This is a genomic window from Enterobacter cloacae complex sp. BZL2005 (assembly GCF_049238885.1).
GTDB classification, from domain to species: Bacteria; Pseudomonadota; Gammaproteobacteria; order Enterobacterales; family Enterobacteriaceae; genus Enterobacter; species Enterobacter roggenkampii.
Window position 1 is genome coordinate 21,049 of the sequence record NZ_JBMKGI010000017.1, and the last position, 22,844, is coordinate 43,892.

The 22,844-nt window shown below is 58.5% G+C and carries 21 protein-coding genes; 14 read left to right on the forward strand and 7 right to left on the reverse strand.

All coding sequences use genetic code 11. The features are described 5' to 3' along the window. The first annotated feature begins 11 nt into the window (after positions 1 to 11). The 8 genes from puuR to ACOTXI_RS21000 all read left to right on the forward strand — a co-directional run bounded on the left by puuR (position 12) and on the right by ACOTXI_RS21000 (position 8,778). On the forward strand, positions 12 to 569 hold the full coding sequence (gene puuR, locus ACOTXI_RS20965) for an HTH-type transcriptional regulator PuuR (RefSeq protein ID WP_008502454.1): 558 nt from the start codon (positions 12 to 14) through the stop codon (positions 567 to 569). 157 nt (positions 570 to 726) lie between these two features. After that, positions 727 to 2,220, forward strand: a complete 1,494-nt coding sequence (gene puuC, locus ACOTXI_RS20970) for an aldehyde dehydrogenase PuuC (RefSeq protein ID WP_058653661.1) — start codon at positions 727 to 729, stop codon at positions 2,218 to 2,220. Further along, entirely contained in the window at positions 2,217 to 3,497 is a 1,281-nt protein-coding gene (locus ACOTXI_RS20975; protein ID WP_025911468.1) for an NAD(P)/FAD-dependent oxidoreductase, read from the forward strand. Before puuC ends, ACOTXI_RS20975 begins: the two co-directional genes overlap by 4 nt. A gap of 25 nt (positions 3,498 to 3,522) precedes the next feature. Further along, positions 3,523 to 4,794 carry a 4-aminobutyrate transaminase gene (puuE, locus tag ACOTXI_RS20980; RefSeq protein ID WP_058653662.1) on the forward strand — a complete coding sequence of 424 codons (1,272 nt, stop codon included), beginning with the start codon at positions 3,523 to 3,525 and terminating at the stop codon, positions 4,792 to 4,794. Positions 4,795 to 4,944: 150 nt separating this feature from the next. After that, the gene (locus tag ACOTXI_RS20985) at positions 4,945 to 6,432 is read left to right on the forward strand and encodes a carboxypeptidase M32 (protein WP_058653664.1); all 1,488 of its coding nucleotides are present in this window, start codon (positions 4,945 to 4,947) and stop codon (positions 6,430 to 6,432) included. Positions 6,433 to 6,588: 156 nt separating this feature from the next. After that, positions 6,589 to 7,128 (forward strand): thioredoxin fold domain-containing protein, encoded by a 540-nt coding sequence (locus tag ACOTXI_RS20990; protein ID WP_008502459.1) that lies wholly within the window; start codon positions 6,589 to 6,591, stop codon positions 7,126 to 7,128. A gap of 174 nt (positions 7,129 to 7,302) precedes the next feature. Continuing rightward, positions 7,303 to 7,677, forward strand: a complete 375-nt coding sequence (gene asr / locus ACOTXI_RS20995; RefSeq protein WP_021241183.1) for an acid resistance repetitive basic protein Asr — start codon at positions 7,303 to 7,305, stop codon at positions 7,675 to 7,677. A gap of 279 nt (positions 7,678 to 7,956) precedes the next feature. Next, positions 7,957 to 8,778, forward strand: a complete 822-nt coding sequence (locus ACOTXI_RS21000) for a trypsin-like serine peptidase (protein ID WP_058653666.1) — start codon at positions 7,957 to 7,959, stop codon at positions 8,776 to 8,778. A gap of 1 nt (position 8,779) precedes the next feature. Here ACOTXI_RS21000 and ACOTXI_RS21005 read toward each other — a convergent pair whose 3' ends face one another. From ACOTXI_RS21005 to ACOTXI_RS21020, 4 genes are all read right to left on the reverse strand, one after another. Next, complete coding sequence (locus tag ACOTXI_RS21005; protein ID WP_058653667.1) at positions 8,780 to 10,942, reverse strand: bifunctional diguanylate cyclase/phosphodiesterase; 2,163 nt, start codon at positions 10,940 to 10,942, stop codon at positions 8,780 to 8,782. An 84-nt stretch (positions 10,943 to 11,026) separates the two neighbouring features. Beyond that, on the reverse strand, positions 11,027 to 11,356 hold the full coding sequence (gene mdtI / locus ACOTXI_RS21010) for a multidrug/spermidine efflux SMR transporter subunit MdtI (RefSeq protein WP_008502462.1): 330 nt from the start codon (positions 11,354 to 11,356) through the stop codon (positions 11,027 to 11,029). Then, positions 11,343 to 11,705 carry a multidrug/spermidine efflux SMR transporter subunit MdtJ gene (mdtJ, locus tag ACOTXI_RS21015; protein ID WP_008502463.1) on the reverse strand — a complete coding sequence of 121 codons (363 nt, stop codon included), beginning with the start codon at positions 11,703 to 11,705 and terminating at the stop codon, positions 11,343 to 11,345. The genes mdtI and mdtJ overlap by 14 nt, the downstream gene beginning before the upstream one ends. 117 nt (positions 11,706 to 11,822) lie before the next feature. Then, positions 11,823 to 11,993, reverse strand: a complete 171-nt coding sequence (locus tag ACOTXI_RS21020) for a hypothetical protein (protein ID WP_085930315.1) — start codon at positions 11,991 to 11,993, stop codon at positions 11,823 to 11,825. 133 nt (positions 11,994 to 12,126) lie between these two features. Here ACOTXI_RS21020 and ACOTXI_RS21025 point away from each other — a divergent pair, with 133 nt between their 5' ends. Next, positions 12,127 to 13,161, forward strand: coding sequence for an AI-2E family transporter (locus tag ACOTXI_RS21025; protein ID WP_039266223.1), 1,035 nt, complete (start codon positions 12,127 to 12,129; stop codon positions 13,159 to 13,161). Between the two features lie 3 nt (positions 13,162 to 13,164). On the opposite strand, the gene ACOTXI_RS21030 is transcribed toward ACOTXI_RS21025, so the two are convergent. Beyond that, on the reverse strand, positions 13,165 to 14,112 hold the full coding sequence (locus ACOTXI_RS21030; protein WP_058653669.1) for a zinc-dependent alcohol dehydrogenase family protein: 948 nt from the start codon (positions 14,110 to 14,112) through the stop codon (positions 13,165 to 13,167). 25 nt (positions 14,113 to 14,137) lie between these two features. Then, complete coding sequence (locus tag ACOTXI_RS21035; protein ID WP_008500518.1) at positions 14,138 to 15,163, reverse strand: LLM class flavin-dependent oxidoreductase; 1,026 nt, start codon at positions 15,161 to 15,163, stop codon at positions 14,138 to 14,140. A gap of 178 nt (positions 15,164 to 15,341) precedes the next feature. On the opposite strand from ACOTXI_RS21035, the gene yajD reads away from it, so the two are divergent. Then, positions 15,342 to 15,689 carry an HNH nuclease YajD gene (gene yajD, locus ACOTXI_RS21040; RefSeq protein WP_003857471.1) on the forward strand — a complete coding sequence of 116 codons (348 nt, stop codon included), beginning with the start codon at positions 15,342 to 15,344 and terminating at the stop codon, positions 15,687 to 15,689. Positions 15,690 to 15,726: 37 nt separating this feature from the next. Here the strand turns inward: yajD and ACOTXI_RS21045 are convergent, their stop codons facing one another. Continuing rightward, positions 15,727 to 16,512 carry a MipA/OmpV family protein gene (locus ACOTXI_RS21045; RefSeq protein WP_058653670.1) on the reverse strand — a complete coding sequence of 262 codons (786 nt, stop codon included), beginning with the start codon at positions 16,510 to 16,512 and terminating at the stop codon, positions 15,727 to 15,729. A gap of 124 nt (positions 16,513 to 16,636) precedes the next feature. Between ACOTXI_RS21045 and ACOTXI_RS21050 the strand changes: the two genes are divergently transcribed. The 4 genes from ACOTXI_RS21050 (at position 16,637) to ACOTXI_RS21065 (ending at position 22,826) form a co-directional block, all read left to right on the forward strand. Beyond that, positions 16,637 to 17,332: a response regulator gene (locus ACOTXI_RS21050; protein WP_008500520.1), complete on the forward strand. Its 696-nt coding sequence runs from the start codon at positions 16,637 to 16,639 to the stop codon at positions 17,330 to 17,332. Next, on the forward strand, positions 17,329 to 18,525 hold the full coding sequence (locus ACOTXI_RS21055; RefSeq protein ID WP_058653672.1) for a sensor histidine kinase: 1,197 nt from the start codon (positions 17,329 to 17,331) through the stop codon (positions 18,523 to 18,525). Before ACOTXI_RS21050 ends, ACOTXI_RS21055 begins: the two co-directional genes overlap by 4 nt. Positions 18,526 to 18,603: 78 nt before the next feature. After that, positions 18,604 to 19,752 carry an efflux RND transporter periplasmic adaptor subunit gene (locus ACOTXI_RS21060; RefSeq protein WP_058653674.1) on the forward strand — a complete coding sequence of 383 codons (1,149 nt, stop codon included), beginning with the start codon at positions 18,604 to 18,606 and terminating at the stop codon, positions 19,750 to 19,752. Next, complete coding sequence (locus tag ACOTXI_RS21065) at positions 19,749 to 22,826, forward strand: efflux RND transporter permease subunit (RefSeq protein ID WP_103786863.1); 3,078 nt, start codon at positions 19,749 to 19,751, stop codon at positions 22,824 to 22,826. The genes ACOTXI_RS21060 and ACOTXI_RS21065 overlap by 4 nt, the downstream gene beginning before the upstream one ends. Positions 22,827 to 22,844 lie beyond the last annotated feature (18 nt).

Sequence of the window (22,844 nt, forward strand, 5' to 3'; positions counted from 1 at the left end):
GAAATGCAACTATGAGCGATGACGGACTGGCGCCAGGGAAACGTCTGTCTGAGATCCGCCAGCAGCTGGGTCTCTCGCAGCGGCGTGCCGCCGAACTGTCTGGGTTAACACACAGTGCCATCAGCACCATTGAGCAGGACAAAGTCAGTCCTGCTATCAGTACGCTGCAAAAGCTGCTGAAAGTTTATGGGCTGTCGCTCTCGGAATTCTTTTCGGAACCGGAAAAACCTGATGAACCGCAGGTGGTTATTAATCAGGAAGACCTTATCGAAATAGGCAGTCAGGGGGTTTCGATGAAGCTGGTTCATAACGGAAATCCGAACCGTACGCTGGCGATGATTTTTGAAACTTACCAGCCTGGAACCACGACCGGAGAGAGGATCAAACACCAGGGTGAGGAGATCGGTACGATACTGGAAGGTGAAATATTGTTGACCATTAATGGCCAGCAATATCACCTGGTTGCGGGGCAGAGCTATGCCATCAATACCGGCATACCGCACAGCTTCAGCAACACCTCGGCAGGCATCTGCCGCATTATCAGTGCCCACACTCCCACCACGTTCTAATTACCACTCAGTCCCGGCGTAAGCGCGCTTACGCCGGGAAATATAAAAACGATCGCTGTCGGCATTTAACGGGTTAATTCCCGGGATGCCCCACGGCTTCGTATTGCCTGAAACGGCCATGCCTTTATTTATCTGATTGCGAAAGAAAGGAGTGAATATGCATTTTCAGCACCTGACTTACTGGCAGGATAAAGCAAAAAACAGCGCCATTGAGACCCGGTTATTTATTAACGGCGCCTATTGTGACGCCGCCGATAATGCCACGTTTGAAACCGTCAATCCCGCGACCCAGCAGACGCTGGCGAACGTCGCACGGGGCAAACAGGCGGACGTGGACCGCGCGGTTCAGGCCGCGCGTGCGGTATTTGAGCGCGGTGACTGGTCGCAGGCGTCTCCGGCGCAGCGCAAGGCCGTGCTCAATACGCTCGCCGATTTAATGGAACGCCATAGCGAAGAGCTGGCCTTACTGGAAACGCTGGACACCGGTAAACCCATCCGCCACAGCCTGCGCGACGATATTCCCGGCGCGGCGCGCGCCATTCGCTGGTACGCCGAAGCGGCGGATAAAGTCTACGGCGAAGTGGCGCCTACGGGTCCGGGCGAGCTGGCGATGATCGTGCGCGAGCCCATCGGGGTTGTCGCGGCCATCGTCCCCTGGAACTTCCCGCTGCTGCTGGCCTGCTGGAAGCTGGGACCGGCGCTGATCGCGGGCAACAGCGTGGTATTGAAACCATCGGAGAAATCACCGCTCACCGCCCTGCGGCTGGCCGGGCTGGCGAAAGAGGCGGGCCTGCCTGACGGCGTGCTGAACGTGATAAGCGGTTACGGCCACGAAGCGGGCCAGGCGCTGGCACTGCATCCGGAGGTCGAGGTGCTGACGTTTACCGGCTCTACCCGTACCGGCAAGCAGCTGTTGAAGGACGCGGGAGAAAGCAACATGAAGCGCGTCTGGCTGGAGGCAGGCGGCAAAAGCGCCAACATTATCTTTGCCGACTGTCCGGACCTGGACAAGGCCGTGAGCGCGACCGCCGCCGGGATTTTTTATAACCAGGGGCAAGTCTGTATCGCCGGTACCCGCCTGCTGCTCGAAGAGAGCATCGCTGATGACTTCCTGGCAAGGCTGAAGGCGCAGGCCCGCCACTGGCAGCCGGGCGATCCGCTCGACCCCGACAGCACGATGGGGATGCTCATCGACGCCGCGCACGCCGATACCGTCCACACGTTTATTCGCGAGGGAACCCGGAAAGGTACGCTGCTGCTGGACGGGCGGGAACAATCGTGGCCTTCCGCAGTCGGTCCAACCATTTTCGTCGACATCGACCCTGCCTCCCCGCTGTGCCGGGAAGAGATTTTCGGGCCGGTGCTGGTCGTCACCCGTTTTAAAACCGAAGAGGACGCCTTAACGCTGGCCAACGACAGTGAATATGGGCTTGGCGCGGCGGTATGGACCCGCGATCTCTCCCGCGCGCACCGCATGAGCCGCCGCCTGAAAGCTGGCTCGGTCTTCGTCAATAACTATAACGACGGTGATATGACCGTCCCCTTTGGCGGCTATAAGCAGAGCGGCAACGGTCGCGATAAGTCCCTGCACGCGCTGGAAAAATTTACCGAACTGAAAACCATCTGGATTGCCCTGGAGCCTCAATCATGACCGAACATACCACCAGCTACTACGCGGCCAGCGCGAACGCTTACGAACCTTTCCCGACGCTTAACGAATCGATCAGCTGTGACGTGTGCGTGGTGGGCGGCGGCTATACCGGCCTCTCCTCCGCGCTGCATCTCGCCGAAATGGGCTATGACGTGGTGCTCCTTGAAGGGGCGCGCATCGGCTTCGGCGCCAGCGGACGCAACGGCGGCCAGCTGGTTAACTCCTACAGCCGCGATATCGACGTGATCGAGAAAAACTACGGGCCCGATGCCGCCAGAGCCCTCGGGAGCATGATGTTTGAAGGCGGGGAAATCATCCGGGAGCGAATCCAGCGCTATCAGATCCAGTGCGATTATCGTCCAGGCGGGCTGTTTGTGGCGCTAAACCATAAGCAGCTGGAGACGCTGGAGGAGCAAAAAGCCAACTGGGAACGCTACGGCAACACGCAGCTGGAGCTGCTGGACGCCAGCGCCATCCGCCGGGAAGTCGACAGCGAACGCTATACCGGCGCGCTGCTGGACCGCAGCGGGGGGCACATTCATCCGCTGAACCTGGCGATCGGCGAAGCGGACGCCATTCGCCTGAACGGTGGGCGGGTGTATGAACAGTCCCCGGTGACCGCCATTCAGCACACCAGCCCGGCCGTGGTGAGCACGCAGCATGGTCAGGTGACGGCCCGCTACGTGATCGTCGCCGGGAATGCCTATCTGGGCGATAAGATCGAACCGGAGCTGGCAAAACGCAGCATGCCCTGCGGCACCCAGGTGGTGACCACCGCTCCGCTGCCGGAAGAGCTCGCCCGCACGCTGATCCCCAATAACTACTGCGTGGAAGATTGTAACTACCTGCTGGATTACTACCGTCTCACCGCCGACAACCGCCTGCTGTACGGCGGTGGCGTCGTGTATGGCGCGCGCGATCCGGACGATGTCGAGCGCCTGGTGATGCCAAAGCTGCTCAAAACCTTCCCTCAGCTGGCAGGCGTCAAAATCGACTACCGCTGGACGGGCAACTTCCTGCTGACCCTGTCCCGTATGCCGCAGTTTGGTCGTCTGGATAAAAACATCTATTACATGCAGGGCTACAGCGGCCACGGCGTGACCTGCACCCATCTGGCCGGACGGCTGATCTCGGAACTGTTGCGCGGTGACGCTGAGCGCTTTGATGCGTTTGCCAACCTCCCGCACTACCCCTTCCCGGGCGGCCGCAGCCTGCGGATTCCATTTACGGCGATGGGCGCGGCGTACTACAGCCTGCGCGATCGTCTTGGCGTATGATCGTTTCGACAAAAGGGTATCTGACATGAGTAACCAGGAATTTCATCAGCGCAGACTTTCTGCCACCCCGCGCGGCGTTGGCGTAATGTGTAATTTCTTTGCCCGCTCGGCGGAGAATGCCACGCTCACCGACGTGGAAGGCAACGACTATATTGATTTCGCCGCCGGGATCGCGGTACTGAATACCGGCCATCGTCATCCTGAACTGGTGGCCGCAGTGGAAAAACAGCTTCACCAGTTCACCCACACGGCCTACCAGATTGTGCCGTATGAAAGCTACGTTTCATTGGCCGAAAAACTTAACGAGCTGGCCCCGGTGCAGAGCCCGGCCAAAACGGCGTTCTTCACAACGGGCGCGGAAGCGGTGGAAAATGCCATTAAAATCGCCCGGGCCCACACCGGCAGACCGGGCGTGATTGCCTTCGGGGGAGGCTTTCACGGCCGAACCTATATGACCATGGCCTTAACCGGCAAGGTCGCGCCTTACAAGCTGGGATTTGGCCCCTTCCCGGGCTCGGTTTACCACGTGCCGTATCCCTCCGAGCTGCACGGCATCACGACGCAGGATGCCATCACGGCGATAGAACGCCTGTTCAAAGCAGATATTGAGGCGAAACAGGTGGCGGCGATTATTTTTGAACCCATTCAGGGTGAAGGCGGATTCAACGTCGCCCCGCCAGAACTGGTGGCCGCCATCCGCCGTATCTGTGATGAGCACGGGATCGTGATGATTGCCGACGAAGTGCAGAGCGGCTTCGCCCGTACGGGGAAACTGTTTGCGATGGAACACTACGCGGACAAACCCGACCTGATGACGATGGCTAAAAGCCTGGCAGGCGGAATGCCGCTGTCCGGCGTGGTGGGCCGCGCCGAAATCATGGACGCGCCGGCTCCCGGCGGCCTGGGGGGCACCTATGCAGGCAACCCGCTTGCGGTGGCCGCCGCGCACGCGGTGCTGAAGATTATCGACAACGAGTCGCTGTGCGCGCGCGCCCGTCAGCTGGGCGATCGGCTGAAAGCCACGCTGGAGGAGATTCAGGGCACCTTCCCTGCGCTCGTGGCGATAAGGGGAAGAGGCTCGATGATTGCGGCGGAGTTTTTTGACCCCGAGAGCCGTGAACCGTCGGCCGTCATCGCGCAGGCGATCCAGCAAAAGGCGCTCGCCCAAGGCCTGCTGTTATTGATCTGCGGCCAGTACGGCAACGTGATCCGCTTCCTTTATCCGCTGACCATTCCGGATGCCCAGTTCAACCAGGCGCTGGCGATCCTGCAACAGGTTATGCGCGATAAGTCCTGAGTACCCACCGAAAACCGTCTCCCGGAATGCCGGGGACGGTTTCAACGGAGGAGATCGGCACAGATTTCCTCCGCGTGGGAAATGTTGGGGAATTGGGTCTGTTTCATTGTATGCTCCCTGAAACACATCCCCGGCATGAGGAAATAAGAATTGCAAAAAACATCAGCCTATCAGTCACTTGTGAAAACCTTCCAGCGTCTCTCCCGCTTCTCGCACCTTACCTCCATCGCCAGCTGGGACATGTTCACCATGATGCCGCCCGGCGGCAGCGCCGCGCGCGGCGAGGCGCTGGCGGAGATGAGCGTCCTGCAGCACCAGATCCTGACCAATAAAAAAGTCGGCGACCTGTTAGTGGCGGCAGCAGGAGAAGATCTGAATGACGTCGAACAGGCCAACCTGCGCGAAATGACGCGCCACTACCAGCAGGCAACCCTGCTGCCGGAATCGCTGGTGGAAGCCAAATCCCTGGCGGGCAGCAGGTGCGAGCACGCCTGGCGCACGCAGCGTCCCGCCAACGACTGGCAGGGCTTTTCCGCCAACCTGAAAGAGGTGGTCAAACTCAGCCGTGAAGAGGCGCGCCTGCGGGCGGAAGCCAAAGGCTGCACACCGTACGACGCGCTGCTGGATATTTTTGAGCCCGACATGACCAGCGCCCGTCTGGACGTTCTGTTCGGCGATATGAAATCCTGGCTGCCGGACCTGCTGGCAAACGTCGTGGAAAAGCAGGCGCAACGTTCGTTTGTTCCTCCTCAGGGCCCGTTCCCGACCGCAACACAGCGCGAACTGGGCCTGGAAGCCATGAAAATGCTCGGCTTCGATTTTAACGGCGGTCGCCTCGACGTGAGTGCGCACCCGTTCTGCGGCGGCGTGCCGGAAGACGTGCGCATCACCACGCGCTACGACGAGGATGAACTGCTCAGCGCGCTGTTTGGCGTGATCCACGAAACCGGACACGCGCGCTACGAACAAAACCTGCCGCGCGCGTGGGCAGGACAGCCGATTGCGCTGGCCCGCTCAACCGCGATCCACGAATCCCAGAGCCTGTTCTTTGAGATGCAGCTGGGACGCAGTGAAGCCTTCCTCAAACATCTTCTCCCTGCGGTGCACGCCCGCTTTGGCAGCCAGGCGGCGTTCAGCGAAGAGAATTTTATTGCCTGGAACCAGCGCGTGAAGCCGGGCTATATCCGCGTCGATGCGGACGAAGTGAGCTACCCGGCACACGTGGTGCTGCGCTATGAGATTGAGCGCGCGCTGATCAACGGCGAGATCGAAGTGGACGATATCCCTGCCCTGTGGGACGAGAAAATGCAGGCCTGGCTCGGGTTATCCACCAAAGACAACTACCGCAACGGCTGCATGCAGGATATCCACTGGACCGACGGCGGTTTTGGCTACTTCCCATCCTATACGCTGGGGGCCATGTATGCCGCACAGTTGTTCCACGCCGCGAAAACGGCGCTTCCGGGTCTGCAGGCCTCCATCGCTGAGGGCGATTTTTCCGCACTCTTTGAGTGGCTGCGTCAGAACATCTGGCAGCACGGCAGTCGCTTCAGCACGTCGCAGTTAATCACCCAGGCGACGGGTGAAGATCTGAATATCCGTTACTTCCGCGAGCATCTGACCTCCCGTTATCTTTAATCCCTCTGCCGGAGCCTGCTCCGGCACTCTTCTCACCCTTTTCAATAAGAATATGATTTAGCACATATTGCCATGATTGCGCCGGGTGTATGAATGCGTGTCCTTCCGACACAATTAGACTGCTATCAGGCCAGGATTAAAAAAATAAAGGGATCAATGATGAAAGGCATAATGAAAACGGTGTTAGCGATTCTGTGTGCGACCAGTTTAAGTACTTTCGCAGCCACGGATAATACCCCGCAAGACGCGTTCAACGATATTACCCGCTCTCTTGCAGACCTCCAGCCCATCACGTTTCAGGCTCCCGCTGAAAAATATAAGCTGCTGGTGTTTATTGATAATCAGTGCATTTACTGCAGCAATGTAGTGAAAAACGTTAAGCAATATACGGATGCCGGTTTGACGATGTCGTTTCTGACCGTTGCGCCCAGCGCCATTCGCGACTCGGTAATTGAAGATATGGGGCGCGTCTGGTGTTCAGCCGATAAGGTCAAAAGCCTGCAACAAGCGATGGCGGGATTTTTACCGAATAACGACACCACGACAGCGTGCTCCGATCTGATCGCGCGGCAATCTGCACTGGCAGAACGTTTGGGCATTAGCGTCACCCCGGTAATGGTGGTTATTGAGCCTGAATCACGGTCGATTATAGGCAGTCAGTCTCCGGCGGCTATTCTGGCCACACTGAAAAGATAACAGAGACCTGTACGAGCAGCGGCGTTTGGTCTGTTCGTACACTTTTCTCCCCTCTGTACATTCCGTTACACGCCGATACCAATCACTCACGGAAACCCCGAATTTACAGGGATATAGTTATTTCAACGGCCCCGCAGTGGGGTTAAATGAAAAACCAAATTCGAGGGTATGAACATGAAAAAAGTATTAGCTCTGGTTGTTGCCGCTGCTATGGGTCTGTCTTCTGCTGCGTTCGCTGCTGAAACCACTGCTGCACCGGCTGCTGCGGCACCTGCTGCAACGACCACCGCGGCGCCAGCAAAAACTGTCCATCACAAGAAACATCATAAAGCCGCTAAACCGGCTGCAGAGCAAAAAGCCCAGGCCGCTAAAAAGCACCACAAAAAAGCGACCAAACCAGCTGCAGAGCAGAAAGCCCAGGCTGCTAAAAAGCACCACAAAAAAGCGACCAAACCGGCTGTAGAGCAGAAAGCCCAGGCTGCTAAAAAGCATCACAAAAAAGCAGTAAAACACGAAGCTGCTAAACCAGCTGCACAGCCAGCTGCGTAAGAGTACAAGCTAAACCGTGCCCTTCGGGGCACGTTGGTAAACCGGCGCTGAACCGGAACAGGTTCCGCGCCGTTTTTTTTATCCGGAGGGCGTATGCTGCGGCGCTATCGGTTTGAGCTGATTCTGATCCTGCTTATTTTATGCGCGCTCATCGCCAGCCATTTTTATCTTTCCTGAATGTAGCACGCTGATTTTACTCCCACTTTAGCGCTGTCCCGTCTATAGTATTTTCATAGGGTTCACTTTTAATAATCATAATTACCCCCACCAGAGTGAGATATGCGTAAATTTGTTGTGTTGTTACTGGGAACGTTTGGTCTTTTTTCTGGATTCTCACATGCGGATGATGGCGGTGATGACACCATTAGCGCGAAAGAGCTAAAGACGCTTTTTTTCAATCATGACGACCGTACGCGCGTCGCCGATCCCACCCAGGCGCCCTGGGATGCTATAGGTCAACTGGAAACCGCCAGCGGTAACTTATGTACTGCGACCTTGATCACCCCTCAGCTTGCCCTGACGGCAGGCCACTGTCTGTTAACGCCGCCAAACGGCAAGCCGGATAAAGCGGTGGCCTTGCGGTTTGTGTCGCAAAAAGGGACCTGGCGCTATGAAATACACGGCATTGAAGGCCGGGTCGATCCGTCTCTCGGCAAACGGCTGAAACCGGATGGTGACGGCTGGATCGTGCCACCGGCGGCCGCCTCATGGGACTTTGGCCTGATCGTTTTACGCTACCCCCCTTCCGGCATTTCGCCGCTGCCGTTATTTGACGGCGATAAAGACGCACTCACCGCCGCGCTGAAAGCCGCCGACCGGAAGGTGACGCAGTCCGGCTATCCTGTCGACCATCTGGATACCCTTTACACCCACACCGACTGTATTGTGACGGGCTGGGCGCAAACCAGCGTACTCTCGCACCAGTGTGATACGTTGCCGGGCGACAGTGGTTCACCGCTGATGCTGAAAACAGATAACGGCTGGCAGTTGATTGGCGTGCAGAGCTCTGCACCGGCGGCGAAAGATCGCTGGCGGGCCGATAACCGGGCCTTGTCCGTGACCGGTTTTCGCGACAAGCTGGAAGCGCTGGCGCAGCAGTAAATCAGCATCGTCTGACCTGATGTAATGCCCTGATTGACTCAATCGGCATCGGCTGGCTGAACCAGAAACCCTGCAGTTGATCGCAGCCAGCCAGCCGCAGCAGTTTCATTTGTCTTTCGGTTTCGACCCCTTCGGCGACCACCGCCATCCCCAGCGCGTTGGCGATCCGCACCGTGCCGCTCACCAGCGCGGCCGCCTGTTCATCGTGGTCCACCAGCCCGGCCAGCGATTTATCAATCTTGATGGTGTCGAAGTTAAAACGCCGCAAATAGCCAATGCTGGAATAGCCGGTGCCAAAGTCGTCCAGCGCCACCGCGGTGCCCAGCGCTTTAAGATTGGCTATCGCCATGCGGGCACGCTCCGGGTTTTCCAGCACATAAGACTCCGTGACCTCCAGCTGCAGTCGGTTGGCAGGAAAATGGGTGGTTTCCAGCACGCTGGCCACTTTGTCTTCGAAGGCAGGATCGCGGAATTGTGCGGGAGAAATATTAACGGAAAGCGTTAAGTCACCGTATGGCTGGAGGTCCTGACAGGCGCGCTGCAACACAAACTGGCCCAGTTTGTAAATCAGGCCGCTGGTCTCCGCGATGGCGATGAAGGTATCCGGGCCCAGCGGCCCTTCCGGGCGACGCGGCCAGCGGACTAACGCTTCGACGCTGCTCATTTTCTGGCTGCGGGCGTCAATAATCGGCTGATACCAGACCTCAAACTCAGCGCGCTCCAGACCGTTACGGATCTGATTTTCAATCGCCAGCTTGCGCTCACGGGCGCTGTTCAGCTCGGCGTCGTAGTGGGTGATACGCCCTTTCCCGCTCATTTTGGCATGGTACATGGCAATATCGGCGCGACGAAACAGCTCGGAGCTGGTGCATTCAATCAGGGTTCCGCTGGCGATCCCGATACTGGCCCCGATATGGATGGTGCGTTCCCCCAGCTGAATCGGGGTGGAGAGAGAATCCAGCACCGACACGGCAAAAGCGGTGGCCTGTGTCTCTGCCTTATCACCGCCGATTGTCATGGCAAACTCATCCCCGCCCATACGCGCCAGCATTCCCCCCGGCGGCACGCGTTCACTCAGCGTTTTCGCAATCGCCACAATGAGATCGTCACCCACGCTGTGGCCGTAGATGTCATTCACGTCTTTAAAGCCATCCAGATCGATAAACACCACGCTTTTGACGTCGATATCTCCGCGTAAGCTCACCCGATCCAGCGCCTCGATGAGCGCTCGCCGGTTCGGCAGATGGCTTAGCCAGTCCGTTCTGGCCACCAGACGTGCCTGGCTTTCTCCTCGCGCAAGCTTGTACAGCCCCACGCTGCTCACCAGAATAAAGAGCAGGATCAGGGCCGATGCCAGCACGACAATCTGGGTGATATCAGAGGATGCCGCCCGGGCGGCCTGCGCTCCCGGAAGCCGTGCCTGCCAGTTAAGATAGCCCAGCAGCTCCCCTGCCGAACTGCGCAGCGGCATACTCAGCTCGTTAATTTTATCCGGCGTAAAGTGCAGGTTATCGATCTGAAAGGTCGACCCCAGGTCGGATAAAATTCTGGCGTTCAGATGACGGGTGATTACCAGATAGCGGCGCGTTCCGTCGGTAACCTGTAATCTTCCGACCATCGGGCGAATCAGCCCAATGCCCACAAAGGCGACGCCGCTTCGCGTTTTGCTGATCCCGGCATAGATATTTTTATCGCCTGATAAGGCGCGCGCGTGCTGAGCAATCAGGGCTTTCAGCCCCTTACCGAAAAAATCGAGATTCGTCTCCTGAAATGGCTGACTTTGAAACGATCCCCAGATGACGTTGAAATGCTCATCAAGCACGAAGGTGCCATCATAGAGGTTGTTGATTTTAAAGCCGGCGCCCCAGGTGTTATACAACCAGTTGGTATCGAGCGTGGGACGGTAGGCCTCCCGCACCGCATCGTCCCAGACGGCGTTATCCAGCACCAGCGAGGAGACGCGGTTGACCGATGTCTGAATGGCCCCCTGCACGGAAAGCGCCGCGCGGTGTTCATCAATTTCATTGGTTTTGGTGCTGATAAGATGCAGGGAAAGATAGAGGAGTGCGACGACGGAGATGATTAAGCCGATGCCCGCCATAAAGACCATGGCAAACAACGTTCTCGCGGTGGGAATATTGCGCCAGCTTAATGTGCGATACATCCGCCATCCTCTTCAGGGTTTTGCTTTTCTAAGCGTAATACAGGCAGCGAATTTCGCTGCCTGTAAAGGATGGCTTTATGAGCGTCAGGCGAGTTTTATCATAATCATACCGGCAAGCAGCAAGATGAGTCCCATCCAGCCCTTGTTATTTAAACGCTGGCCGAAGAGCACCCAGCCTGCGGCCAGCGTGGCGGCGATACCAAAACCGCCCCACAGCGCATAGGCCACCGACAGGTCAATCCCTTTTACCGCCTGGGACAGCGCGCTGAACGCGCCCAGAACCGCGGCAATCGACATCAGGCCGTAGAGCTTACGGCGAAAACCATCGGAGAATTTCAGCAGGACGTTCGCCAGAATTTCCAGCACGATGGCGAACCCCAGCCAGGCCGCATGAACCCACTCAAACTGTTGCATGGTTCTGCTCCTTCTGCACTTTAGACGGCTTACGGGTACCTGATTTAATCAGCACAATACCCGCGACCAGCGTCGTTAATCCGGCGACCTTCATTGTTGTTAATGTTTCGTCAAATATCAGAACGCTGAACAGCGTAATCAACAAAATACCGATCCCTTCCCACAGGGCATACGCGACGCCCAGCGCAATTTTTTTCACCGCAAATGAGAGGAAAATATAAGAAAGCGAAATCATCACCAGCATCAAAATAAAACCAGTATTGCCATCGCTGACGCTTGCCCACTTCATCGACAGCGTACCGGTAATTTCAGCAATAATAGCCAGTGCTAATAAAATCCAGTAAAACATGTTTTTCTCCTGCTTGAGAATATAATCCATCGTGGCCCGCTGCGTGCAGCAAACCCAAAAATACGAATTGAAATCAGTCAGCTAAGCGCTTAGCGCCAGCTCAGGCAGAAGAAATGACTAGAGTGCGGTGCGCCAGTGTTGCTCACCAGAAAGCAGGCAGAAAGAGGTGGAGTATACAGCAGTATTGTTTGAAGAGTACGTCCTGAACATATTGTCCATAAAATTACAATTATCCGCGTTGTTGCTTCTCGTCTTTGCGGATGAAAATTGTCCTCGGTAGTTAAACACACCGAATTTGTACCATAAGCCAGGATTTTACTCAAAGTCTTTGCAATTCTTTACCCACCCCGTTTGATTTTGGTTAGTTTATTGCAACGCCTTTCGCCTTTATTATAAAAATAACGAAAATTGCGGAGTCACCATGGCTAAACCCATCATTACCCTGAACGGGTTAAAAATTGTCATCATGCTGGGCATGCTGGTGATCATATTGACAGGCGTGCGCTTTGCCGCCGACATTATTGTGCCCTTTATTCTGGCCCTGTTTATTGCGGTGATCCTCAACCCGCTGGTGCAGCGCATGACGCGGCTGCGCATCCCGCGCGTGCTGGCCATCACGCTGCTTATCAGCATCATTATTGTGGCGATGGTGCTGCTGGTCGCTTATCTGGGCACCTCGCTCAATGAACTGGCGCGAACGCTGCCGAAATATCGCTCTTCGCTGGCGATCCCCCTGCTGCAGCTGGAGCCCTGGCTGCAGCGCGCGGGGATCGAAGTCTCGGTTGAGGAACTCCTGAAATATATCGACCCCAATGCGGCGATGACGATCGTCACCAGCCTGCTGACGCAGCTTTCCAACGCCATGACCTCCATTTTCCTGCTGTTCTTAACGGTGGTGTTCATGCTGCTGGAGGTGCCCCAGCTGCCGGCAAAGCTGCAGCAGATCATGGTCCGTCCGGTTGAAGGAATGGGGGCGATTCAACGCGCGCTGGACAGCGTTTCTCGCTATCTGGTGCTGAAAACCGCCATTAGCCTGGTGACGGGCGTTGTCGTCTGGGTGATGCTTCTGGCGCTGGACGTCCGCTTCGCGTTCGTCTGGGGGTTACTGGCGTTTGCGCTTAACTACATTCCCAACATCGGCTCCGTGCTGGCGGCGATCCCCCCTATCCTTCAGGTGCTGGTTTTCAGCGGGCTTTATGACGCGCTGATCCTGCTGGCCGGATACCTGGTCATCAATCTGGTGTTCGGTAACATACTGGAACCGCGCATGATGGGCCGGGGCCTGGGGCTGTCCACGCTGGTGGTCTTTTTGTCCCTGATATTCTGGGGCTGGCTGCTCGGGCCCGTTGGGATGCTGCTCTCCGTTCCGCTCACCATCATCGTCAAGATTGGTCTGGAGCAGACGGCGGGCGGGCAAAGTATCGCCGTGCTGCTGAGCGATATGGGTCATAAATAGCCGTCATTCCACCATCGACAGGAGGGGCTTGCGGGTCCTTCCTCCTTCACGATAAGCGCTGAGCGCCCTTCGCCACTCCGCCAGCGGGTACACCTTAACGTCGCTGTACTCACTGTCGGGCAACCTCAGCCAGATGCGATCGAACTCCGCGCGCCACGCCTCAACGCTGAGCGCATCCAGACCGTTTCGGATATGGAACCACGCCACGCGCGGCGCAGGCCGCCGCTGTGTGAAGGCTTGCCCGGACAGCAGCCCGTAGCAAACAAACATGCCCGGCTCGGGCATGACGCTGAGGATCGCTTCCGCAAGCGGCCCGCCGGTGGCATCGTAGACGATATCGCTGCGTGCGGCGACGGCGCCGACTCTGTGCGCGTCATGCTGCGCGACAGGCGTGATCCCCATCGCCTCCAGCCGTTCAGCATGCACGGCGGAACGGTGAATGCCGAACACCGCTTCCGCCCCCGCCTGACGCGCCCACTGCCCCAGCAGGATGGCGCAATCGGATCCCGCAGCCGTGAGCAAGACCCGTTTTCCGCGAGGCGGGTAGCGGGTCAGCATCATCTGCGCCGCCAGCGGGTTGATGTAGGCCCGCGCGGCCAGGCGCGAGTCGACAGCGTCCGGAACGGGTATCGCATACTCTGCCGGACAGTCCACATAGCGCTGCCAGGTGCCCTGACCGCGCAGCGGCAGGACGCGCTTACCCACCAGATGCTTAAACGAGGCGGGCGCCCCGGTGACAACCCCGACACCTTCATACCCCGCGACGGCGGGTAACGGGGTTCGGTGGCGATAGGCACCGGTGATGGGGATAAGATCGGACGCATTGACCGGAGAAAACAGCATCCGCACGCGGAGCTGTCCGGGCGCAAGCGCGCCCAGCGGCGCGTTTTCAGGTTGCAGAACAGAGTCTGGCTCGCCAAACCGGCGATACCAGAGGGCCAGGTTTTCCATTACGATCTCAAGGCTGATAGCGGAACTACTCGCGCCAGCCCATTGCCGGTGCGACATGTTTGAGAATAGACTCAATCACGTGCGCATTATAATCCACCCCCAGCTGGTTCGGTACGGTCAGTAAGAGCGTATCCGCCTCGGCAATCGCCTCGTCTTTTTTCAGCTGTTCAACCAGCTTGTCCGGCTCCGCGGCATAGCTGCGCCCGAAGATGGCGCGCGTTTTCTCATCAAGATAACCCACGCTATCGCTGTCGTTGCGGCTGGCACCGAAATACATCCGGTCACGGTCGTCCATCAGCGCAAAAATACTCCGGCTAACCGACACGCGCGGCTCGCGCGTATGCCCTGCGTCTTTCCAGGCCTGACGGTACGCGCGGATCTGTTTTGCCTGCTGAATATGGAACGGCTCGCCGGTTTCATCGTCCTTCAGCGTTGAGCTTTGCAGGTTCATGCCCAGTTTTGCCGCCCATACCGCCGTCGCATTAGAACCCGCGCCCCACCAGATACGCTCGCGCAGCCCTTCTGAATAAGGCTCCAGACGCAGCAGCCCCGGTGGATTGGGGAACATTGGCTGTGGGTTCGGTTTGGCAAACCCTTCCCCACGCAGCACCTCAAGCAGCACCTCGGTATGACGACGCGCCATATCCGACTCGTTTTCCCCTTCCTGCGGGACATAGCCGAAATGCCGCCAGCCATCAATAACCTGCTCCGGTGAGCCCCGGCTGATGCCCAGCTGCAGGCGACCGCCGGAAATCAGATCCGCCGCGCCCGCATCTTCGGCCATGTACATCGGATTTTCATAGCGCATGTCGATTACGCCGGTGCCAATTTCGATGGTTTTTGTTTTTGCCCCTATAGCGGCCAGCAGAGGGAACGGCGAGCTAAGCTGTCGGGCGAAGTGGTGCACGCGGAAATAGGCGCCGTCTGCCCCCAGCTCTTCAGCCGCCACGGCTAAATCGATGGACTGCAGCAGCGTATCGGCCGCCGAGCGCGTGCCGGACTGCGGTGAAGGCGTCCAGTGACCAAAGGATAAAAATCCGATCTTTTTCATAACCCTGTGTCCTGATAATGCGTTGCGTTCTGTCCACTTTACGCATTACCCGGTAAGAATAAATGCCGTTTATTTAACGGAATGGTTCAAATAAATTGACATAACTGACGAGTTCGTCACGACGCAACGTTATGGGATATACTCTTCCCCACTCTTTTCATGGCAGGTAAAACCGGCAATGGCTTTGATCCCCAAAAACTACGCGCGGCTGGAAAGCGGCTATCGCGAAAAAGCATTAAAAATTTATCCATGGGTGTGTGGACGCTGCTCGCGCGAGTTTGTCTATTCCAATCTGCGTGAACTCACGGTTCACCATATCGATCACGACCATACCAACAACCCGGAAGATGGCAGCAACTGGGAGCTGTTGTGCCTGTTTTGCCACGATCACGAGCATTCGAAATACACCGAAGCGGATCAGTACGGCACCACCGTGGTGGCCGGGGAAGACGCGCAAAAAGACGTGGGCGTCGCCACGTTTAACCCGTTTGCCGATTTAAAGGCGATGATGGATAAGAAGAAGTAATCCTCTCGCCCCCTCGCTCACATCATGATCCGCGAATTTAGAATGTCCAGGTGATAGCGGCGGTTGCAGACCCCTCATTACGCCGCATCACGATCGGGCTTTGATTGGCATGGTCGCCAAGCCAGGTATAGTCCGCGCTGAGGACAGTTCCCCAGTGAGCATCGAACTGATGGCTCCAGGTCAGGCTGGTGTCGACGCCATAAAATCCACCCGGCGCAGCATAGCGGCGATAGCCGGTGCGGCGGCTCTGCTGCTCGCTGACCCCATACCAGGTATTCAGGTAACGGCTGTCGCCAAACAGGGCCGCAGACTGAAAGGCTATCGTGTCCTGGTTATTTTGTACCGGGATCAGCGTAACGGAGGCCTGATAGCTTGCCCCCTGACTGTCGGTTAACGGCAGCGTCGCTTTGCCTTCCATGCTCAGCCATGGCGCAGCCTGCCAGCCCACGGCAAGGTCGGTATTCAGGGTGGCATCAATATCCCCCATCCCTTTCAGGTTGTTTGCCCCCTCGCGCCAGCCAGAATTTTTATCAGCCCTTCCGGGATCGTAGCCCAGCGTGTGTTCGAAATACCAGCCGCTGTCGTTTTGCAGGTCATATCCCACCCCTTTTTGTGCATCAACAAAGAAAGCGCCTTTGCGTCCCTGCAGCACAGGAACCACCTGCCACACCTGCTTGTCTGAGCCTGAGTAACGCGGGGCATATTGCCCTCCCAGCCCGACGGTTAAGGAATCAGACGCGGTGTCATCATCCGCCTGCGCGGCGGATGCCACGACCATCAGAAGCGGGACGGACATATACAGGACTTTTTTTATCGCTATCATACTGCTCTCCTTACAGACGCTGGCGTCTCCTGAGACAGGAACAGCCACACAATGTTGGCGCAGTATGATTTGGCTGAATCAATGAATCGTCGGGATAGTGTTAAGAAATGGTCAAGGTGAACGGATGTTATCCAGAAGAGTGCTGATTATTGAAGATGACGCCGACGCGGCTGGCGTGCTCGAAGCCTATTTACGGCGTGAAAATTACGACGTGACCATTACCGGAGACGGTCTTTCCGGGCTGGATATGGCGCAGCGGTGGAAGCCCGACCTCATCCTGCTGGACGTGATGCTGCCGGGACTTAACGGCACCGAGGTGCTGGCGGGCCTGCGTCGTAAAAGCGATGTGCCGGTGATCATGGTCACGGCCATGGGCGATACTCCCGATCGCATTGGCGCCCTGCGCTACGGTGCCGATGATTACGTGGTGAAGCCTTATCATCCGGGCGAAGTGGTGGCACGGGTGCAGGCGGTGCTGCGGCGCAGCAGTAAAAAAGAGACAGAGGAAAAGATCCTTCGCTGGCAAACGCTGGCGGTGGATGTCGCCGCCATTGTGGCGTGCGTGGACAACGGCGACGACGCGCCTGTGATGCTCGATCTTACGCCAACGGAATTCTCGCTTCTGGCAACGCTGCTGCGCTCGCCTGCGCACCCGTTCTCCCGCCAGTATTTACTGGAACACTGTTTGCCGGAAAGCGAGGCGCTGGAGCGCGTTGTCGACACCCATATTTATAACCTGCGTAAAAAACTTGAGGCCGTGGGTATTTCCGGCGTGCTGATCAACGTGCGCGGCGTGGGTTACAGGTTCAGACAGCCATGATAAAAAACCGGCACGCCTCTCTGTGGCGCTGGATTTGCGCTCGCATCCTGGCGCTGGCTATCGGCAGCGTGATCGTCATTGCCACCTGCATGTGGCTGCGCTATGCGGTACAGAACTACTGGATCATGGGCAGGATGCCGCCGGCAGTCCGGCAGGAGTTTCTGACGCTTAGCCAGAACCCGCAGGCCAATCCGGCCCGCTTCCACACGATTGTGGATACCTGGTGGGGCCTGAGCTATTCCACGCCGTCCATCGCCTCAGCGGACTGGGTCACGGTGGCCCTGCTGGTGCTGGTGATGATCCCGTTTATTGTGGTGATGGGGCTCAAACACGCCCGCCCGCTGGCGCTGCAGTTCAGCCGCCTTCGCGATGCGGCAAAGGATGTCGCCGAAGGGCAGTTTGGCCGTCAGGCAGAGCTGATCAAGGATGCACCGGCAGAAATGGTCAGCTTTGCGACCGACTTTAACTCCATGACGGGGCAACTGGCCCGCTATGAGAAAGAGCTCCGCGCCTCGCACGTCGCGATGGCGCACGAGCTGCGCTCGCCCCTGACGGCCGCCATCGGGCGTCTGCAGGGTATGCTAGACGGCGTGTTTGATGCCAGCCCGGCGCAGCTGGGCATGGTGATGAAACAGCTCCAGCACCTCAACCGCCTCACCGATGAGCTCCACCTTCTCTCTTTGGCCGACGCGGGTAACCTTGTGCTGGAGGACCAGCCGTTCTGTCTGGATGAGCTGATTCACGAGCGGGCTGCCTGGATCATGCCCCAGGCGGATGCGCATCATTTCAGGATAACGCTGCGTAACCCGCACACCAGCCCCTTCCGGGGCGATGCGTTCCGTATGGGGCAGGTCGTTACCATCCTCATGGAAAATGCGCTACGTTACGGACGCGAAGGCGGCCACCTTGAGGTGGCGCTGCATTACGTCAGCGGGCATTACATCCTCGAATTCACCGATGACGGGCCGGGCGTGTCGCCCCAGTTCTTGCCGGAAATGTTTAAACGCTTTAGCCGCGAGGAGCAGTCCCGCGCGCGGCATTCCGGCGGCAGCGGCCTCGGTTTGTCCATCGCCCGGGCGATTTGCGAGGCGCATGGGGGTGAGATTAGCGCGTCATTACCGGAAACCGGCGGCCTTGCGGTGCGCATTTTGTTGCCCTGGCATCCGTCCGATAATGAAAATCTCCCCTCTTGATAAAGCCTTGACAGAACATCGAATCTTTCTCGACGTAGCGCGCATTTAATAACGCCATTCCCTTTATGGAGCGGCGTTATGTCAGACGAATTTTTTCTCTCCCTCCGCCACTGCCTGCATCATTTGTACGGCGTGGCGCGCACCCTTTCCTGGCTGCATTTTCTTCCCCTGGCCCTGCTTGCGCTGGCGATTTTTCCGCTGGCCGGCTGCGGTGATAAACACGAAAACAAACCTGACCCAGTGCGTAAGGTACGCTACGTCGTCGTTGGCTCCGCCCAATCCCTTCCCGCGCTGGAAAGAACCGGTGAGATCCATGCCCACGATGAAACGACCCTGAGCTTTCGCACCGGAGGCCGGATACTAACGCGTAGCGTTGATATTGGCGACCGGGTCACTGCCGGACAGCTGCTGGCCACGCTTGATAATACGACCGGGCAAAACCAGTTGGACAGCGCCGCGGCCGACTATGAAGGCGCCAAAGCCTCTGCCCAGGTCGCCGCGCTTAACGTCAGTCGCATGCAAAAGCTTATGCCAACGGGCGCGATAGCCCGCACGCAGCTCGACAACGCCCGGGCTGACTGGCTTGTCGCCCGCGCGCGCTTAAAAAGCAGCGAGGCCGCATGGCGTAACGCGCGGGAAAGCCTGGGCTGGACGCGACTTATCGCTCCACAAGCGGGCGTCATCACGGCCGTGAGCGCCTCTGCGGGACAGGTTGTCAGCGACGGCCAGTCCGTGCTGACGCTGGCGACCGGGGAAGCCCGCGACGTGGCGTTTGATATTGCCGCGCCCGATGCGATCCCGCCTCTGGATAAGGCGGTTTTGCAGGTTTCCCTGCTCGGCGACCCGTCGGTGCAGGCGTCTGCCGCACTGCGGGATATCACCCCGCAGGCCGATCCTCAGACCCGCACGTGGCGCGTCAGAGCCACCCTGCAAAACCCGCCGGAGGCCATGGCGCTGGGCGCCAGCGTCACCGTGACGTTGCCCTCCGCCGCCCCGCACGGGTACGCGCTTCCCGCGTCGGCGCTGACCCGAGCCGGCGACAAACCTGCGGTTTTTGTGATTACCCCGCAGTCGCGGGCGCAGCTGCGCGTGGTGGTGCCCGTCGGCTATACGGCCACCTCCGTCATGATTGCCTCCGGCCTTGAGCCCGGCGACAGGGTGATTACGGCGGGCGTGAGCACATTACGATCCGGCGAGCCGGTGATGGCCGGAGAGGTTCAGCCATGAATACAGGATCGGAAGCCCAATTTAACCTCTCCGCCTGGGCGCTGAAGAACCAGCAGATGGTCAGCTTTTTCATGCTGCTGGTGATTGCGATGGGCGTGTTCTGCTATGAAAAGCTGCCGCGTAACGAAGATCCGGCATTCACCATTAAAACGGCCGTCGTCTCCGCACAGTGGCCGGGAGCCTCCGTGACGGATACCACCCGCCTGCTGACCGATACGCTTGAAAAAAAGCTGCAGGAAACGCCCTGGCTGGACTATCTCGAAAGTGAAACCCGTGCCGGACGCACCGTTATTCACGTCAACCTCCGTGATGATACGCCCCCGCAAAGCGTGCCCGATATCTGGTATCAGGTTCGCAAAAAAATGCAGGACATCGCGCCGTCCCTGCCCGAAGGGGTGCAGGGTCCTGCCGTGGATGACGAGTTTGACGACACGTTCGGCACAATTTACGCCTTTATTCCCGAAGGTTTTACGCTGCGGGAGGTGCGGAATCGCGCAGAGACAATACGGCGCGAGCTCATGTCTCTGCCGGATATGGGTAAAACCACCCTTCTGGGCGAACAGCAGGAGCAGTGGGTTCTCGCCTTTTCTCCGGCGCGCCTGGCCGGTATGGGGCTGGATATTCAGGAGGTTACCGACGCCCTCCGGGCGCAAAACGCCGTTGTCCCGGCAGGAACGATGCGTACCGGGCAGGAGAACATGGCGATAAAGGTCAGCGGAGCGCTCACCACCGAAGAGAGTTTACGCGCCGTCACGCTGCACGTTAACAATCGCTATATTCCGCTGACCGACATTGCCACCGTCACCCGGGAAATCGCCGAGCCACCGGCCCCGGCCTACCGGGTGAACGGCAAACCGGCTATCGGGCTGGCGGTGTCGATGGCGCCGACAGGCAACATGCTGCGTTTCGGTGCTGCGCTGAACGCAAAAATGGCGGCTCTCAGCGCCGGGCTGCCGCACGGTATCGAGATGGTGAAAGTCGCCGATCAGTCAGCGGTGGTCAGTGAAGCGGTAAGCGGGTTTATCCGGGTACTTATCGAAGCCGTTGTTATCGTGCTGGCGGTTTCATTTGTCTCGCTGGGTTTGCGGGCCGGACTGGTGGTGGCGACGGCCATTCCGCTGGTGCTTGCCATGACGTTTGTCGGCATGATGCTCGCCGGCATCGGCCTTCAGCGTATCTCGCTCGGGGCGCTGATCATTGCCCTGGGCCTGCTGGTGGATGACGCCATGATCGCCGTCGAAACGATGGTCTCCCGACTGGAAGCGGGGGATTCCCGCCGACTCGCGGCCACCTATGCATTCAAAACGACGGCCTTCCCGATGCTCACCGGTACTCTGGTCATGATTGCCGGTTTTATTCCCGTTGGTTTTGCGGCCTCCAGCGCCGGTGAATACTGCTTCTCCCTGTTTGCGGTGGTGCTCATCGCCCTGCTCTGCTCCTGGGCCGTCGCGATCCTGTTTTCGCCGCTAACGGGCACGTGGCTGCTGCCGGAAAAAGTCAGACATCACGCGGCAGGACCGGGACGGATCGCGCGCGGGTATGGACGGCTTTTACGCCTGGCGCTCCGCCACCGGCTCGCTACCGTACTGATTGCGCTTGCCGCGCTGGGGCTGTCAGCGTACGGCACGACGTTTATGCAGGGCGAGTTTTTCCCCGCCTCGGACCGGCCCGAGTTGCTGGTCAGCCTGACGCTTCCGGCCAACGCGTCGCAGCCGGAAACGCTCAGAGAGGTGGAAAAGCTGGAAAAAGCGCTGGCCGACAACAGCAATATCGATCGCTTTTCGACGTACGTTGGCTCAGGCGCCGTCCGTTTTTACCTGCCGATGGACGTGCTGCTGGAAAATGAAATTATCGTCCAGATGGTTGTGGTCGCGAAGGATCTTGCGGCGCGGGATCGTCTGCACGCACAGCTCAACACGATCCTGGCGACGCAATTTAGCGACATCATCACCCGCGTGTCGCCCCTTGAGCTGGGGCCTCCCGTCGGCTGGCCCATCAAATACCGGGTGAGCGGGCCGGATTATCTGCAGGTCCGGGCGCTTGCGAACCGTCTCACGGACGCGATTGGCCGCTCCCCGTTCTCACGCGACGTTAACCAGACGGCCGGAGAGCCGGAGAGGGTCATCACCCTTAAGGTGAATCAGACGGCGGCCAGAGCGGCGGGAATATCGTCAGAAAGCCTTGCCCGCACGCTGAATACCGTCTGGTCCGGCAGCGTTGTCACGTCCATCAGAGATAATGACCGCCTTGTCGACGTGGTGCTCAGGGCCGAGGACAGCGCGCGCCAGAGCACCGCCACTTTCTCCTCACTCACGATTCAGGGGAATGACGGTAAAAAAATTCCGCTCAGCGCCGTCGCAACGCCGGTCTGGGGCGTGGACGATCCGGTCATCTGGCGCCGCCAGCGCGTGCCCTTTATCACGGTGCAAACCGACCTCGCCCCGGGGCTGAGGGCTGAAGCGGTATCCGCCGCGCTGCGTCCGGCGGTCGATAAACTGCGCGCGAGCCTGCCCACAGGTTACAGCATTGAAGAGGGCGGCGCGGTTGCCGAATCGGATAAGGGGAACAGCTCCGTCTTTACCGTTCTTCCGGTGACGCTGGTCATCATGCTGTTGCTGCTGATGCTTCAGCTGCGGCGATATTCCCGGATGCTGCTGGCGCTCCTGATGGCCCCGTTTGGTTTACCAGGGATCGTGCTGGCTATGCTGCCCGGCGGAACGCCGATGGGGTTTGTTGCGCTGCTGGGCGTCATCGCCCTGGCGGGGATGATCGTACGTAACGCGGTAATATTGATTAGCGAGGTTGACAGCAATCTAGCTCAGGGGATGGCAAATGATGCCGCGATTATGGCGGCCGCGGAGCACCGGGCCAGACCCATCTGTCTGACCGCCTGTGCCGCCATTCTGGGGATGATCCCCATCTCTCACCAGGTCTTCTGGGGCCCAATGGCCTATGCCATCATCGGCGGGCTGCTGGCTGCGACGCTGGTGACGCTGACCGTGTTACCCGCGTCGTTTAGCCTGCTGTTACAGTGGGGGGCTCAGCGCAAAGCCGCAGCCGACGGGCCGGGCTGAGTCCCCATCGTTCTCCGA

Bases quoted from the DNA above. Each gene is read 5' to 3' on its own strand.
- ACOTXI_RS21065 (WP_103786863.1), top strand. From the start codon at position 19,749: ATGAATACAGGATCGGAAGCCCAATTTAACCTCTCCGCCTGGGCGCTG.
- puuR (WP_008502454.1), top strand. From the start codon at position 12: ATGAGCGATGACGGACTGGCGCCAGGGAAACGTCTGTCTGAGATCCGC.
- mdtJ (WP_008502463.1), bottom strand. From the start codon at position 11,705: ATGTTTTACTGGATTTTATTAGCACTGGCTATTATTGCTGAAATTACC.
- puuC (WP_058653661.1), top strand. From the start codon at position 727: ATGCATTTTCAGCACCTGACTTACTGGCAGGATAAAGCAAAAAACAGC.
- puuE (WP_058653662.1), top strand. From the start codon at position 3,523: ATGAGTAACCAGGAATTTCATCAGCGCAGACTTTCTGCCACCCCGCGC.
- ACOTXI_RS20975 (WP_025911468.1), top strand. From the start codon at position 2,217: ATGACCGAACATACCACCAGCTACTACGCGGCCAGCGCGAACGCTTAC.
- ACOTXI_RS21035 (WP_008500518.1), bottom strand. From the start codon at position 15,163: ATGAAAAAGATCGGATTTTTATCCTTTGGTCACTGGACGCCTTCACCG.
- ACOTXI_RS21045 (WP_058653670.1), bottom strand. From the start codon at position 16,512: ATGATAGCGATAAAAAAAGTCCTGTATATGTCCGTCCCGCTTCTGATG.
- yajD (WP_003857471.1), top strand. From the start codon at position 15,342: ATGGCTTTGATCCCCAAAAACTACGCGCGGCTGGAAAGCGGCTATCGC.
- ACOTXI_RS21025 (WP_039266223.1), top strand. From the start codon at position 12,127: ATGGCTAAACCCATCATTACCCTGAACGGGTTAAAAATTGTCATCATG.
- ACOTXI_RS20990 (WP_008502459.1), top strand. From the start codon at position 6,589: ATGATGAAAGGCATAATGAAAACGGTGTTAGCGATTCTGTGTGCGACC.
- ACOTXI_RS21055 (WP_058653672.1), top strand. From the start codon at position 17,329: ATGATAAAAAACCGGCACGCCTCTCTGTGGCGCTGGATTTGCGCTCGC.
- mdtI (WP_008502462.1), bottom strand. From the start codon at position 11,356: ATGCAACAGTTTGAGTGGGTTCATGCGGCCTGGCTGGGGTTCGCCATC.
- asr (WP_021241183.1), top strand. From the start codon at position 7,303: ATGAAAAAAGTATTAGCTCTGGTTGTTGCCGCTGCTATGGGTCTGTCT.
- ACOTXI_RS21060 (WP_058653674.1), top strand. From the start codon at position 18,604: ATGTCAGACGAATTTTTTCTCTCCCTCCGCCACTGCCTGCATCATTTG.
- ACOTXI_RS21030 (WP_058653669.1), bottom strand. From the start codon at position 14,112: ATGGAAAACCTGGCCCTCTGGTATCGCCGGTTTGGCGAGCCAGACTCT.
- ACOTXI_RS21050 (WP_008500520.1), top strand. From the start codon at position 16,637: ATGTTATCCAGAAGAGTGCTGATTATTGAAGATGACGCCGACGCGGCT.
- ACOTXI_RS21000 (WP_058653666.1), top strand. From the start codon at position 7,957: ATGCGTAAATTTGTTGTGTTGTTACTGGGAACGTTTGGTCTTTTTTCT.
- ACOTXI_RS21005 (WP_058653667.1), bottom strand. From the start codon at position 10,942: ATGTATCGCACATTAAGCTGGCGCAATATTCCCACCGCGAGAACGTTG.